Source organism: Brevibacterium linens (assembly GCF_003999335.1).
In the GTDB taxonomy this organism is placed as follows: domain Bacteria; phylum Actinomycetota; class Actinomycetes; order Actinomycetales; family Brevibacteriaceae; genus Brevibacterium; species Brevibacterium linens.
This window is the reverse complement of sequence record NZ_CP026734.1, coordinates 3,195,405-3,210,083: the sequence shown is the minus strand read 5'-3', so window position 1 is coordinate 3,210,083 and position 14,679 is coordinate 3,195,405. Positions and strand designations below refer to the sequence as shown.

General features: G+C 67.7%; 10 protein-coding genes and 1 tRNA gene. 5 read left to right on the top strand and 6 right to left on the bottom strand.

Annotated features, from left to right (window positions below; translation table 11 throughout):
* Positions 1–73: 73 nt before the first annotated feature.
* Together CXR29_RS14515 and CXR29_RS14510 are read right to left on the bottom strand one after the other, a co-directional pair.
* A complete protein-coding gene (locus tag CXR29_RS14515) occupies positions 74–1,405 on the bottom strand; it encodes a DUF4032 domain-containing protein (RefSeq protein WP_241241472.1) in 1,332 nt (443 codons plus the stop codon).
* A 3-nt stretch (positions 1,406–1,408) separates the two neighbouring features.
* Entirely contained in the window at positions 1,409–2,116 is a 708-nt protein-coding gene (locus CXR29_RS14510; protein WP_241241471.1) for an ABC transporter ATP-binding protein, read from the bottom strand.
* 227 nt (positions 2,117–2,343) lie between these two features.
* On the opposite strand from CXR29_RS14510, the gene CXR29_RS14505 reads away from it, so the two are divergent.
* Both CXR29_RS14505 and CXR29_RS14500 read left to right on the top strand, forming a co-directional pair.
* Entirely contained in the window at positions 2,344–3,372 is a 1,029-nt protein-coding gene (locus CXR29_RS14505) for a LacI family DNA-binding transcriptional regulator (protein ID WP_127364916.1), read from the top strand.
* Positions 3,369–4,424, top strand: coding sequence for a substrate-binding domain-containing protein (locus CXR29_RS14500; protein WP_127364915.1), 1,056 nt, complete (start codon positions 3,369–3,371; stop codon positions 4,422–4,424). Before CXR29_RS14505 ends, CXR29_RS14500 begins: the two co-directional genes overlap by 4 nt.
* A 119-nt stretch (positions 4,425–4,543) precedes the next feature.
* Here CXR29_RS14500 and CXR29_RS14495 read toward each other — a convergent pair whose 3' ends face one another.
* Both CXR29_RS14495 and CXR29_RS14490 read right to left on the bottom strand, forming a co-directional pair.
* Positions 4,544–5,446, bottom strand: coding sequence for a trehalose-phosphatase (locus CXR29_RS14495; RefSeq protein ID WP_164742841.1), 903 nt, complete (start codon positions 5,444–5,446; stop codon positions 4,544–4,546).
* 10 nt (positions 5,447–5,456) lie between these two features.
* A complete protein-coding gene (locus CXR29_RS14490; protein ID WP_101554628.1) occupies positions 5,457–7,046 on the bottom strand; it encodes an alpha,alpha-trehalose-phosphate synthase (UDP-forming) in 1,590 nt (529 codons plus the stop codon).
* A 65-nt stretch (positions 7,047–7,111) separates the two neighbouring features.
* On the opposite strand from CXR29_RS14490, the gene CXR29_RS14485 reads away from it, so the two are divergent.
* The 3 genes from CXR29_RS14485 (at position 7,112) to CXR29_RS14475 (ending at position 10,494) form a co-directional block, all read left to right on the top strand.
* Positions 7,112–9,187, top strand: coding sequence for a serine/threonine protein kinase (locus tag CXR29_RS14485; protein ID WP_127365348.1), 2,076 nt, complete (start codon positions 7,112–7,114; stop codon positions 9,185–9,187).
* 209 nt (positions 9,188–9,396) lie between these two features.
* Positions 9,397–10,257 carry a DsbA family protein gene (locus CXR29_RS14480; protein WP_127364913.1) on the top strand — a complete coding sequence of 287 codons (861 nt, stop codon included), beginning with the start codon at positions 9,397–9,399 and terminating at the stop codon, positions 10,255–10,257.
* 164 nt (positions 10,258–10,421) lie between these two features.
* Positions 10,422–10,494, top strand: a tRNA-Thr gene (locus CXR29_RS14475).
* A 521-nt stretch (positions 10,495–11,015) separates the two neighbouring features.
* Here the strand turns inward: CXR29_RS14475 and CXR29_RS14470 are convergent.
* The gene (locus tag CXR29_RS14470) at positions 11,016–13,028 is read right to left on the bottom strand and encodes an ABC1 kinase family protein (RefSeq protein WP_101554625.1); all 2,013 of its coding nucleotides are present in this window, start codon (positions 13,026–13,028) and stop codon (positions 11,016–11,018) included.
* A gap of 236 nt (positions 13,029–13,264) precedes the next feature.
* Positions 13,265–14,614 (bottom strand): MFS transporter, encoded by a 1,350-nt coding sequence (locus CXR29_RS14465; protein WP_127364912.1) that lies wholly within the window; start codon positions 14,612–14,614, stop codon positions 13,265–13,267.
* Between the last annotated feature and the right edge of the window lie 65 nt (positions 14,615–14,679).

The following is a 14,679-nucleotide window of genomic DNA, read 5'->3' as shown; positions in this document are numbered from 1 at the left end:
TCCAAGGTATGCCCGCCGAGGCGGCCCCGCCGTGCCCGTTTCACCTTGTGGAACATCGGCTGAGGTGGGAGCGTCAGAACTTCTCGCTGTCGACGTAGCGGATCTCGTCGGGGAGGTTCGCTACGTCGACGATGAAGTAGGCGATGGCCTCCATCGTGGGGATGTCGCGTTGGCGGGCGCGAGCCATGGTGCGGCGGTGCTCGGCGAACTCGTAGAAGATCTGCCCGGGTTCGAGTTTGCGGGTGAGGTTCTCCGGGATCGCCTGGATGAGGGGTTTGTACACTTCGTCGAGCCATCGGCGGGCGGCCTGGGATTCGTCGAGTTCGTCGACTTCGGCGATCTCGGGGGCCGAGCGGAACGAGTCGAGGTCGTTGAGCATCGCCCGCGCCTGGTTCTCGTTCGCGCCGATCCCGGTCAGTCGCAGCAGACGCCTCGAATGGTGGTTGGGTTCGACGACCTTCGGGGACACGAGCAGGCTGATGCCGTCGATATCGGTCGTCACGGTCAGCTCGCCCAGGTCGAAGCCCAGGTCGTTGAGGCGGCGGATGCGTTCGTCGATGCGCCAGCGTTCGCTGACGCTGAATTCCTCGACCCGGGTCAGCTCCGCCCACAGGGCGTTGTAGGACTCGCACAGTCGCTCACCGGCCGCGAGCGGATCGGTCTCGGGAGCGACGAGTCCCGCGGCCTGCAGATCGAGGAAGTCCCCGGCGATGTTCATCCGCGCGATCCGCAGGTCCATGTTCCGCTGCCCGTCGGAGAGCTGGTCGTGCAGCTCGCCGGTCTCGGCGTCGACGACATAGGCGGCGTAGGCGTCGGCGTCGCGGCGGAAGAGCGTGTTCGACAGCGACACGTCTCCCCAGTAGAAGCCGACGAGGTGGAGGCGGACGAGCAGGACCGCCAGAGCGTCGACGAGGCGACCGCCGGTGTCCTCGGCCAGGTCCCGGGAGAACAGTGCGCGGTAGGGCAGGGAGAACTCGAGATAGGCGGTGATGAGGGCGCCCTTGAGCGCCTCGCCCGATGCGGTCCGGCGGCCGCCGACGACGGCGCGGGCCTCGACGAGGGGGACGTCGAGGTTGCCGAGCGCACCGAGGATGTCGAACTCACGCGTGGCCTGCGCGTCGTCGGTCTCCTTGATCGCAAGCACTTCGTCTCCGATCTCGACATAGCGCACGACGTGGCGGGAGATTCCGCGGGGCAGACCGCCCAGCAGCGTCTCCGGCCACTGAGCCAGCGGCAGATGCCAGGGGAGTTCGGCCAGGGCCGCATGATCGGCGTTCCGGACCGTGTGGATCTCCGGTGCGCTCGCGCCGACCGATGCGGCCGCACCGACCGATGCGGCCGCGCCGACCGACGTCGACGGTGCAGGGTGTGAGGACGGGTCCGGCGGGGGCAGGGTTCCCGGCACGGCTCAGGAGTCCGAGTCGGAGACCGAGGCCGCGAGCGCCTCGGCGAGGTCGGGTGTCTCCACCCCGATCAGACGTCCGTGGTCGAGGAACGCGATCCGGTCGCCGAGGACCTTCGCATCCTCGAGATCGGAGGTGGCATAGATCGTCGTCAGCCCGAATTCCTGCTGCAGGTCCTTGATCAGCGACAGGGTCTCCGTCTGCTGTTCGGGGACGAGGTTGACCACGGGCTCGTCCATGATGAGCACCTTGGGCCGGCGGACCACGGCGCGGGCCAGGGCCACGGTCTGGCGCTGCAGCTGAGTGAGGTCGCCGGGAACCGAGTCGAGGATGTCGCTGAGCCCAATCTTGTCCATCACGGATTCGACGCGCTCTTGGATCTCATCGGCGGGCAGACCGTCGACGCGCAGCGCAAAGCCGAGATTGTCGCGCACGCTCAGATGCGGGTAGAGCGCGTAGCTCTCCAGCGCCAAAGTGACATCGCGGTCGTTGACGGCGGCGTGGGTGATATCGGCGCCGTCGATGAGGATGGTGCCGGTCTTCGGGGTCTCCAGGCCGTGGAGCATCCGCAGGATCGTCGACTTGCCCGACGCGGCGGGACCGTAGAGGACGAGGAACTCGCCGTCATCGACGAAGAGATTGAACGGGTGGACGGATTCGGACGTCGTGTTCTCGTAGACATGACTGAGGCCATTCAACGACACCGTTGACATAAGTCCTCCTAAAACTTCTGAATAACTCCGTGAGCAGCTGGTCGTCGGTGACCTGGCAGGGATGCTCAGTCACTCTCATCCTAAGGGGTGGAAGGTTGGGGTGCTCTGTGAATTCGACAATGCGTAGAGTGATTCTCAGCACGCTGGCTGTGCGCCGACGCATACCGCGGCGTCCACCCCGTCGGCTGCGCCGACGCATACCGTGGGGCGAAAGTAGACTGACGTCTATGAAGGTCACGTTGGACGAGGTCGCCGCCCGGGCCGGGGTCTCTCTGGCCACGGTCTCCCGCGTGCTCGGCCGCCGCGGTGCCGTCGCCGAGTCGACCCGGGCGAGGGTGCTGGAGGCGATGAACGAGCTCGGCTATTCGCGGTCGACCCTGCTCCATGATGCGCCGAGGCGGCTCGTGGCCGTCAGCGCCCCCGGCAATCCCGAACATTGGCAGGTCCAGGTCTGCACCCGTGTGACCAAGGCCCTGCAGGATCACGATCTCCTCGTCACCCGTCCGCTGGTCGAGACCGATCCGGAACCGCTGCAGACCGCGATCGACGCCGGCGCCGTAGCTCTGGTGACCACGACGATGACGAGCCTGAACACGGAGATCCCCTGCATCCGCGTCGCCGAACAGTCCGCCGCCGAGGAGGCCGTCACGTCCGGGACTGAAGTTTCCGTGGCGGGTACGCCCGGAACCGGGCCGGGAAGTGCCGATGTCATCGCAGCGCGGCTCGACCTCGGCGGGGGGATGACCACAGCGTTCGAACATCTGCGGGCGATCGGACACCGGAGGATCGGGCTGATCTGCAATGACAGCGGTGAGCTGGCCGTCCAGCTCATCCGCCGCTTCTTGGCCGAACATCCCGCCAGGAATCTCGGGCTCCACCTGGAGGACTGGATCTCACGGGTGCCGAAGTCGTTCTCCGGCGGGTCGCGTGCGGTGCTCGAGCTCAAGGATGCCACGTGCACAGCAGTGATCGTCCAATCGGCTCTGCAGCTGCACGGCGCCCTGCACGGTCTGCGGAATCGGCATCTGCAGGTGCCGCGGGACATGTCGGTCGTCGGGTTCGGCGATTCCCCGACGATGAAGTTCACGGGCCCTCCGGCCACGGTCCTCGGCCTCGACGTCGAGGGACTGTCGAACGCCCTCATCGCGGCGACCCTGCAGACGCTGCGGATCTCGACGACGGGTCTGCCCTCGGTGCCGCCGGTGTTCCGTCCCCGACTCGTCGCCCGAACCTCGACGACGGCGGCCCGCCGATGAACGATCAGCCGCCCGAGCACCGGCACGTCCGCCTCGCCGAGATCGCCGGCACCGCCGGGGTCTCGAAGGCCACCGCCTCACGGGCCCTGCGTGACCCCGAATCGGTCTCGGCCGCCTCTCTCGCGAAGGTGCGGCAGGCGCTGGCGATCCTCGGCGCCACCGGGCAGTCCCCGACGACAGGCGCCGGGGACGGTGCCGGTTCGTCGCTCATCGCGCTCATCAAACCCGCGGTGTCCGCGGGAAATGTCGACCCGTATTCGCGGCTGGCGGAGATCCTGACGAACCGGATGTTCGGACTCGGCATCGCCGTCGTCCACATCGAGGCCATCGCCGAACGCAACGCGGCTCTGCTCGAGACCATCCTCGGCAGCGAACACGGCGGGCCTGCGATCTCAGGAGCCATCGTCGTCGGCGGTGGTGCCGCCGGTGTGCTCGCGGGAATGCTCGCCGAACGCGGACTGCCGCTCATCCGCATCTCGAATGCCCGCCACGACGACGGGATCTCGCGCATCTACCTCGATGCGACCGGCGGAATCGAGACCGCAGTGGCCCACCTCGTCCACCTCGGCCACAGACGCATCGGACTCGCAGTGCTGCGCGATTCGGCGGCCCCGGCTCGCATCGCCGGCTTCCGCAGATCGATGGCCGGAATCCTCCACATCCCCGCCACCCGTGATCAGGCCCCCGTCGTCGAGGCCGCCGGCGGAGCCATGGCCGGAGTCGCCGCCGCCGAGGAGCTGCTCGACCTGCGCTGCACCGCCGTCATCGCCTGCGCCCCGTCCCTGTCCTTCGGCCTGCTCGAAGCCGCCCAGCGGCTGCGGCTCGACGTGCCCCGCGACCTGTCCCTGCTCACGGTCGGCGATGTCCCCGACGCCGATGTCGTCCAACCGCCGCTCTCGCAGGTGGTCTACGACTGGGCGACCGTGGCGCAGTCGGCGATCGACGAGATCCGCGCGATGATCGCCGCCGGGCACGCGCGCGTGCACGTCGACTACACGGTCGACCCGGACCTCGTCCTCCGTGCCAGTGCCGTTCCCCCGCAGCGCCGCTGACCTCGGGGTTCGATGACAATCATCCTCGCCGAGGCGGCCCTGACGTGACGTGGATCCGACCGGTGAGTCGGGTCGAGCGGAGTCCGCCGAGGCGGCCCGACCGTGGCAGTGGACGGCCCTCAATTGTGGACGGTGCGGAGGAATTCCGTGCGTTCGGCAACGAGGCGACCGAGCAGTACGGCCACAGCTGCAGGGTCGGCGATCCGCCACGCAGCGCGAGTCTGCGCGGACCCGACCTTGACGGTCAGACCGGAGTCGAGGACGTGGGAGTCCGTGAGTTCGTCGAGTGCCGCGAAGGCGTCCTCATCGGTGACATCGTCGCCGAGGTAGCCCATTGCCGTCGGTTCGCCGGCGCGGGCGAGCAGCCGGATGCCATCGCCTTTCGTCGCCTGCTTGACGGCGAGTTCGGTGATGTCGTGGCCCTCGATGACACGGATGTCCGGGAACTCCTCGACCACCTCGGTGGCGTGCTCGTGCAGGGCCGCGGCCGCCTCGGGGGCGATTCCGCGAGTATGGACCGTCCGCGAATAGGGTTTGGACTCGATGAGGAAATCCGAGGCACCGTCGGCATCGCCTGAGCCGTCGGCGCCCGGCAGCGTGTGTTCGAATGCGTCGAGATGAGCATCGATGGCGGCGAGTCTGTCCGCCTCGGCCGCGGTGAGTTCGGGAGGCCGGAACTCAGCAGTGTCGCCGTCACCGTCAGCGTCGATTCCGAGTTCGGCCTCCGCGCCGTGCGAACCGATCAGCCACGCCGAGTCCGGGGCTGCGGACAGCCGGCGCAGGGTCGCGATATCGCGACCGGACACCAGCGCCACCCGCGTGCGCGGCAGGCCGGCGAGCGCCGCGATGGCCGCAGCCGATTCGGGGACCATCCGGGAGGTCGACGGATCGTCTTGCAGGGGTGCGAGCACCCCATCGAAATCCAAGGCCAGCAGCAGCGATTCGGCGGTGGCGAGATCACGCAGGACCACCTCGGCGGGGGTGGAGCGGGCAGGACCGAGCGCGGTCGGCTTCGATGTCACTGTGCTTCTCCTAGCGGGCGGTGGAGATATCGTCTGTCCACTCGGCATCATCGGGTCGCTCGGCGCGATCGGACGGGGCCGCCGGCACGTCCGGCGGCGGTGCGGTCCGCTTCTTCTGCACCACGGGCTGTTCGGGGACGATGGCCTCGGGATTGTCCTTGATGTGTTCGAGCTCGGCGAGGAAGTTCTTCGACCACCGGCTCACGGTGTCGGTGGCGACCCTCTTGCGCATCTGCTTCATCCGGCGAGTGCGAGTCCTCTCGTCCATCTGCACGGCTTCGAGGATTCCCGCTTTGAGGTCGGCGATGTCGTGGGGATTGACCATCACCGCGCCCTTGAGCTGTTCGGCCGCGCCGGTGAATTCGGAGAGCACGAGAGCGCCGTCGTCGCGCCTCCGGCACGCCACATACTCCTTGGCAACAAGGTTCATTCCGTCGCGCAGAGCGGTCACCAGCATGACATCGGCGGCGAGGAAGAACGCCGTCATCTCATCGCGCGGATAGGAATGGTGGAGGTAGCGCACGGGGATCGACCCCACGTCGACCTGCTCTCCGTTGATCCGCCCGACGGCCAGTTCGACGTCGTGGCGGATGATCTTGTACTGCTCGAGCCGCTCCCGCGACGGGGTCGCGATCTGGATGAGGACAACATCTTCGACATCGAGTCGGCCTTCGGCGAGCAGCTCCCCGAACGCCTTGAGTCGGTGGCGGATGCCCTTCGTGTAGTCCATCCGGTCGACGCCGAGCATGACCACCCGCGGATTGCCGACCTCCTCGCGGATCTGCTTCGCCCTCTCGACGATCTTCGGATCGCGGGCGAGCTCCTCGAGATAGGGAGTGTCGATCGAGATCGGGAACGACTCGGCGCGGACGAGGTGGGCCGGGAGGAAGTCACCCGGCGGAACCGATACCGTCGACCCCTTCGTCGCATATCCCAGACGTCCGCGGACGGCGCGACGGAAGTTCGCTGCGTCCGCCGGCCTCTGGAACCCGATGAGGTCGGCGCCGAGGAGCCCGCGCAGGATCTCGTCGCGCCACGGCAGCTGAGCGAAGAGCTCGTAGGGCGGGAAGGGAATGTGGTTGAAGAACCCGATCGCGAGGTCCGGGCGCAGGCGTCGGACCATCTGCGGGACCAGCTGGAGCTGATAATCGTGGATCCACACGGTCGCGGACTCCGCGGCCACCTCGGTGACCTTGTGCGCGAAGCGCTCATTGACCCGCACATACGCATCCCACCAGGTGCGGTGGTACTCGGGCGGGACGATGACGTCGTGGTAGAGCGGCCACAGCGTGGCGTTGGAAAACCCTTCGTAGTACCTGAGGACATCCTCACTTGTCAGGGTCACCGGGGTCAGGTGCATGCCGTCGATCGTGAAGGGTTCGAAGTCCTCGTCGGCGACGCCCGTCCAGCCGATCCACGCCCCCTCCTGGGCCTTCATCACGGGAGCCACCGCGGTGACCAAACCTCCTGGTGAGGTACGCCATCCGTGGTTCGCATCATGAGGATCACGGTCGACGGGCAGGCGGTTGGCCACGACGACGAAATCGCTGTCGCCGAAGGCGGTGTCGGTGCTGGGCTCGGCAGAGTCGACGGTGCTCATCTGCGCCTCCTCCTTTGTCGGTCCTTGGAATGAACTCTACTCGCTCGACTAGGCTTGGCCAGGTGATGGATCAGGAACTGGGAGGCTACCGCCTCATCGAGGAGCTCGGCTCGGGCGGCATGGGTGTCGTCTACCTCGGTGTCGACGGCGGAAACCACCCGGTCGCCGTCAAGGTCCTCCATCCGCACATCGCCAATGATGAGACCGCGCGCAAGCGTCTGGCTCGCGAGACCCGCACCCTGCGCCGGATCCGCCACCCCCGCATCGCCGAGGTCCTCGACGCGGAGCTCGATTCCGCGCAGCCGTTCATCATCACCGAATTCGTCGACGGGCAGACCCTGTCCGATGATGTCCGTGACAACGGCCCCTTCGCCGAGGATGAGCTCGTCCACTTCGGCCATGCCCTCCTCGACGCCCTCAACGCCGTCCATGATGCCGGCGTCATCCACCGTGACCTCAAACCCGCGAACGTGATGATCATGGACGGAGAGCCGATGGTCATCGACTTCGGCATCGCCCAGGTCGCCGACGAAGTGCGCGTGACCGCCACGGGGTTGGTCATGGGCACCCCCGGCTATCTGTCCCCGGAGATCGCCGACGGCAAGGCCTCGAGTGAGAAGACCGACTGGTGGGGGTGGGCCGCGACGATGGCGTTCGCCGCCACGGGCCGCAACCCCTATGGTTCCGGACCCTTGGAGGCCGTGCTCGGTCGTGTGGCCATGGGCAAATTCGACCTCGACGGGGCGCCGAAGAACTTCGCTCCGCTCATCTCCGCCTGCCTCGACCCGAAGCCCGAACGCCGACCGTCGGGGCAGATGATCCTCGACGCTCTCGTTGACATCGAGTCCGGGCGGATGCCGCAGCTCGGGTCGGGGCCCAGCGGCGGAGCCGGCCCGGGTGGTCCGCAGCGGTCACCGAGCGGAACCGCGGTGATGCCGGCCGTCGATGACGACGGCGGTCGTAAAGTTTCTGGGCACGGTGGTGCCGGGGCCGCTGGGGCAGCGCTCGGGGGTGCGGCTATCGGTGCAGGCACCGGCTACCCGGGAGCCGGACCGTCTGGAGGCGGGCAGCCGCAGTACCCCGGATCCAGCCGGCCCACCAGTCATGCCGGGTCCGGCCACAGTGCGGGGCCCGGCCACAGTGCGGGGCCCGGCTACAGTGCGGGGCCCGGCCAGGGGACGGGCTATGGTCCCGGGCAGATGCATGGCCAGCCCCCGCAGCAGGCGACCGCGCCGCCGATCAGCAACCCCAACGGCGGCATTCAGGCAGGTCCGGGATCGCCGATGGCAGGCGCCGACCTCGGCCGTTCCGGCTTCGTCCAGCCCGGTCAGGGGCAGAACCTCGTCGGGCCGAGCGGTCCCGGTGGTCCGCATGGTCTGGCTCGTCAGGGGCAGTGGGGCGACCGGCCCGGTCCCGGCGGTCAGCTCTTGGGGGCCGGCGGGCAGCCGATGCAGCCAGGCGGGCAGCCGATGCAGCCCGGTGGACAGCCGATGCAACCAGGCGGGCAGCCGATGCAGCCAGGCGGGCAGCCGATGCAGCCGATGGGATACCGACGGGTGCAGTCGGGCGGCTGGGTCGTCTTCGGACTCGTGGCTCTGGCCGTGGCCGTCATGCCCCTCGGGCCGCTGGTCATCTGCCTCGTCGCTCTGCTCTGGTCGGTTCTCGCCCGCACCGGCACGCGTCTGGATCGGAAGGTCCAGCGGTATCGATTCGACCGCGGAACCGATTCGGGCGGGTTCTTCCGGGCGCTCGCCTCGGCGCCGGGGGCCGTGCTGGCCTCGACCCTGACCTCGGTGGCCTCACTCATCCTGCCGGCGATCGCCGCTGCTGCCGCGCTCGTGCTGACCCGGCTCGACATCGCCGGGATCGTGCCCAGCGGGTCGTCCGAACAATGGTCGGTGTGGGCGGCCGGCGCCGCGGGTTCGCTGGTGCTGTGGGTCGGGCCGGGAGCCTCGAGCCTGCGCTTCGGCTCACGTCTGCTCGTCTCTGGAGCCACTCGCAATCAGCTCGGTCGCCTCATCGCCTTGGCGGTGATCGCGCTGCTCGTCATCCTCGCCGTCATGGTCATCCAGTCGGGGGCGGCCATGTCTTGGTGGCCGCTGACGATCAACCCCTTCGACTACCTGCCCGGACCGGTGTGAGCCGCGCGGTGTGGCTGCCTGGTCCGGTGCGCGCCGGAAGCTACCGGCGCAGTGTTGAGGTAGTTGAACGTCGTAGTTGAACCTTGAATGTTTCTGGGAGTCGGCGCAGCACCTGTTTCGGTACAGTGGTGCCGTCGGGTCGCGGAAGCCGTCCCGCACCGTTCGGGCCACAGGCCGCACCGATGTCAGACGATCCAACGTGAGGAACAATGGCGAAGAACAACTCCGCGGACGACAAGCGGAACCGCGCACGCGAGAACGCCCGCCAAATCGCGGCGAATCAGGCGAAGAAGGAGAAGACCGCGAAGACGATCCTGTACACCGGGATCGCAGTGGTCGTCGTCGCCGTGCTCGCCGTGGTCGGTGTGCTCGTATTCCAGCAGAGCAAGCCCGCTGTCAGCCCCACGAACTATGTCTCCGACGGAATCACCGTGGGCAAGGACAACACGCTCGTGCAGCCGCTGAATATGCCCGAAGGCGAGGAATCGGATCTGCCGGCTCCGACCGAGGAGGGTGCGAAGAAAGGCGCCGCCACGGTCACCGTCTACCTCGACTTCCAGTGCCCCGGGTGCAAGGCCTTCGAGGAAGGCAATGCGAGCATGCTGCGCAAGCTCGCCAACGAGGGTTCGATCGTCGTCAACTATAAGCCGGTGTCGTTCCTCGACCGTATGTCCAGCGGAAACGAGTACTCGACCCGCTCGGCCAACCTCGCCGCCTGCGTCGTCGACAGCCAGCCCGAGGTCGCCGTCGATCTGTTCGACGCACTCTTCGCTCAGCAGCCGGAGGAAGGCGCCGAGGGCCGCACCGACGCTGAGCTGCTCAAGGTCGCCGAAGAAGCCGGAGTCGACACCTCGAAGAAGCTCAAGGCCGACCCCGAGCAGACCGTGAAGTCCTGCGTCACGGACCGGACCTTCGACAAGTTCGTCGAGCAGTCGAGCCAGACCGCTCTGGACGACGGAGTCGAAGCCACCCCGTGGGTGCTCATCAACGGCAAGCACACGGACAAGACCAGCGACTCGCAGGCCCTGGCCACCGAGATCCTCAAGGCCACCGGAGAGTTCAAGGGCTGATCGCCCGAGACACCCGGCCGGAGCCGTGTGAGTCACGGTCCTGAGCGATTGAAGGCTGGACCCCGCCGAGGTGGGGTCCGGCCCTCTTCGTCTCCCACCGGTTTTGTGGCCGGGCCCGGCCATGGACTACTATCGTGTAGGCGCGCACGCTCGGTGCGCACCACGCCTCCTTAGCTCAGTTGGTAGAGCACCGCTCTTGTAAAGCGAAGGTCGTCAGTTCGAGTCTGACAGGGGGCTCACCTGACCAGGGCAGACACTCGATTGTCTGCCCTGGTTCTTTGCGTGATGACATTGTTATGACTCGTGGTCCGTTGGAACCAGCGGTACGCGGGGCGTCTTCTTGCCCGGGCGAGGGCGGAATCAACGCTGCGCTCGTATTCCCACGGGGCATCGCCCTTTTCGCTGCCCGGCTCCAGCTTCGTCCGCCCGGCTCCCGAGTTCCGGACGATCCGTGCGGACTTAGGCCACGAAATCCCGCACGGATCGTCCGGAACTTCACCAGCGACTCGCTCCGACTGAGGTGTGACTCCCAGCAGACGGACTAGCCGGGCTGGCCGGAGCGCTCACTGTGGGCCCACAACGGCGCAGTCTCGGCCGGCCAGCCCACGTCGGAAGACGGGCTGTGCAACCACGATTGCGCCGGACGCCCGTAAGTCCCGCCGGCGGCACATGGATGAGGGGCGCGACAGCGGAGTGGCGATGGCCGAGTGGCAACGGTGGAGGTTGGTGGACGGGCGCAGCGACGGTCGAATGGCAGGCTAGGTCTGGCCGTCGCGTCTGAACACGAGCATGAGGGAGCGCATGCTCAGCACGAAGCCGCCGAAGAGCAGCACGAAGCCGAAAAACGAGTACAGGTGGATGTCCTTCGTCAGCAGCGGACCCTCATCACTGGTGATGAGCATGATCGCTCCCACCACGGCGGCCCCGGCGAGGACGGCGACGATGAGCTGTTGGAACAGGCTGGTGAGGAAGCTGCGGTCGGACGGATTCTCGAGTACACGCATGTTCATCGAGAACCGGCCCTGCTCGAGATCCTCGGTGATCTTATTGATCCGGCGCGGCATGCGGTCGATCATCGGCATCAGCTGCAGAGCCCGGCGCTGCAGCTCATCGGTGATCTTCGTGCCCTTGAGCTTCGACCTCACGAGCCTATTGCCCTCCTTCCGGGACACGGCGACGACGTCGAAGTTCGGATCGATCGTCAGCAGCGCACCTTCCACAGAGGCCATGGCTCGGAAGGCTGCGCTGATCGGCGCCGGCACGGAGAAGCGATGAGCGAGCACGAGGTTGAACAGATCGTCGAAGAGCTTCTGGCCCTGCGTCGCGCGGGTGCCGCCGCCGTAGCGCAGCAGGAGTTCGCCGACGGCGCGCTCGACCTCCCGATCATCGAGCCCGTCGGGACGTCCGAGGAGTTCGATGAGGGCGTCGGTGGCCCCTGCGCTGTCGTTCTGGTCGATGGAATAGAGCATCAGGCCCAGCGACGTCTGCGTGGCAGGGTCGAGTCGTCCGACGGCACCGAAGTCGAGCAGCCCCAGCTTCCTCTCGGGAGTGATGAAGATATTGCCGGCATGCAGATCGGCGTGGAAGATCCCATCACCGATGATCTGCTCGAGCGTGGCGCCCAGCAGAGTGGTCGCCAACCGGGACCGTTCGGCATCGCTGAGCCCGGTCAGCAGTGCCCCCGCACGCGAGACCGGCTGTCCGGGCAGCCGGTCCATCACCAGCAGGCGTTCGCCGCTGAGGCCCGGATAGCCGTGCGGAACGGTGACGTCGAACTTGCCCGATCGTGTCAGTGAGGCCTCGATGCTGGCCATGTTGTCCAGTTCGATCCGATAGTCGAGCTCCTCCTCGAGCGTGTTCGCGAATCCTGCGGCCAGCGACTGCACACCCAGGTCCCGCCCCCATGTCGTGGTCTTGTTCAGCCAGCCCGCCAACCGCAGGATGATATCGAGATCCTGTGCGACCTGATTGAGCGCCTTCGGTCGCTGCACCTTGACGATGACCTCCGTGCCGTCGAGCAGAGTCGCCTCATGGACCTGCGCCACCGAGGCGGCCGCCAGCGGCGTGGAGTCGATGCGTGCGAAGACCTCTCCGATCGGCCGACCGAGTCGCTCGGCGATGGCGGGCTCGATGACCGACCACGGTTCGGGGGTCACCTGCGTCTGCAGGGTCTCGAGTTCACGGACGAACACCGGCGGGAGGATGTCTCGGCGGGTCGAGAGCATCTGTCCGAGCTTGACGAAGGTCACCCCCGCCTCGGCGAGGGATTCCTTGAGCGCCCGCGCGGTCTTGACCTCTCGGCCCGGCGAATCCCCGCCGAAGCCGCGCAACTGGGAGCCGAGCCCGTGCCGCACCGCAATGGATACGACCTGGGCATAGCGGCGGGCGCGGCGACGGCGGGACCTCCACCCGAAGAACAGCGACTGCGGGCTCGGCAGGGATCCGGTCGGAAAGGCGGCTTCGAGCATGACGAGGGCGCCGACGCCCAGGGCGAAGATCCACCCGAGGGCGAGCACCATGAATAGCACCGCCACTCCGGGGGAGACGTCGAGGCCGTCGACGTTCTGCCCGGTGCCGGCCCGGTAGAGGTACTGGACGGTCACGGCGACGACGGCGCTCATGACGAGGCCGACGGCCAATGTGCGCGGCCAGCCGGTGGGCACACCGACGACGCGACGGACCACGGTGGCGGCGAACCATGACTGGAGGAAGAGGAAGACGAGTGCGGCCAGGCTCACCAGCGCATATCCGCCGACGTCCAGTGCTTCCATCGATGACTCTCCTGATCCTGGTCGGACTCTCAGCCGTGGGCCGACCCCTGCGGGCCTTCGGCTCCGGCACGCCGGCCCCTACGGGCCTTCAGCATCGGGCCGCCGGCCCCTGCGGGCCTTCGGCATTGAGCTGTCAGCCGAACCTCGTCGAATCGGTCGTGTCCAGCCTAGTCCGTCGGGTCGGTCCGTGCGTGAGTGTGGGCCGTATGCGCGGAGACGTGAGGAGCCGCCCGGAGTCAGTCCGTGCGCGGCGGGTCGAGGCGCCTCCTGCGGCCGGGCAGCCCCACCTGACGGGCCCAGATGAGGATCCACACCGCGCCGAGGAGGGCGAGCAGTCCTGGGAAGAGCACGCCGAATCGCAGGGTGGTCACGGTGATGATGAGGGACAGCAGCGTCGGCCCGCCGAGTTTGCCGCCGTTGTTGAAGATCGCCCAGATGCCGAGGAACCGCGGCCGGCCGACGGCGGGGGAGAGGTCCGCCCCGATCGTCATATTCACGCCCGCTCCGAGGCCGTTGCCGAAGGCCATGACCGCGGCGGCGATGACCATCCCGGCGAGATCCGGCTTCGCGACCATGATGACGAACCCGGTGCCGAAGATGGACAGGCAGGCGACGAGAGTCGCCACCCGGCCGAGGCGATCCTTGATGTACGCGCCGAGGAACATGACGATGAGTTCGAGTCCGGCGCCGAAGGCGATGATGAGCGAGATCGAGGACTTGTGCAGGCCGATCTCGACGCCCCACAGCTGAACGACGACCGGCTGGGCGGCTCGGGCCGCCGCCAGTGTGATGATCGTGACGCCGGTGAGGACGACCGATTTCCACCGCACATCCAACGGCGGCCGACGATCCGTCTTCTTCCCGCGCCGAGGATGGGTGTCGTCTCCGTGTGCGGGATCGTTCGCTGGGGCGGGGTCGGCCGCCTCGGCGGGGTGAGGACCATCGGCGGGGGAGGGGCCGTCATCGTCGGCACGGGAGGTCGGGGCCGCCTCGGTGCGGTGGGGATGGTCGTCGAAACCGGGGATCTGCGCGATCGGCAGGGCCATGATCGCGATCGCTGCGACGGCGCTGAGCCCGGAGAAGACGAACACGGACCAGATCGGGAAGGCGAGCATGAGACCGGCGCCGATCATCGGCCCGACGAGGTTGCCGACCCGCTGCGTGCCGCCGAGCGCGGTCATCGCCTTGGCGAGATCGGCCGGCGGCATCACCTCGGCGACGACGGCCTGCCGGGCCAGGCTCCATACATCGGAGACCGGGCCGAAGACCATGAGCGCGATCGTGTAGACGAGCAGTGAGTACGGCGAATCCCAGATGAAGGCGGCGACGATGGAGCCGAGCACAACGATGGCCGCGCAGGTGGCCACGGTCATCGCCCGGAAATCGCCGAGGCGGTCGATGAGGATCCCGGCCGGCGCCGTGGCCATCAGCGATACGGCCCCCATGATGCCGACGATGGCGGCGGCGAAGGCCTGCGTCGACCCCAGCGAGAGCGCGCCGAGCACGAGGATCGGCATGATCGCACCCAGGCCGACGGCGAAGAGGGCGAACGGCACGAGCACCGGCCACAGGATGGGTTTGAGCACGTGACAAGTTTAGTTGAGGTCGCGGCGGGCCGCCCGCCTCGGATGTGCCGGGTTCTCTATCGGTT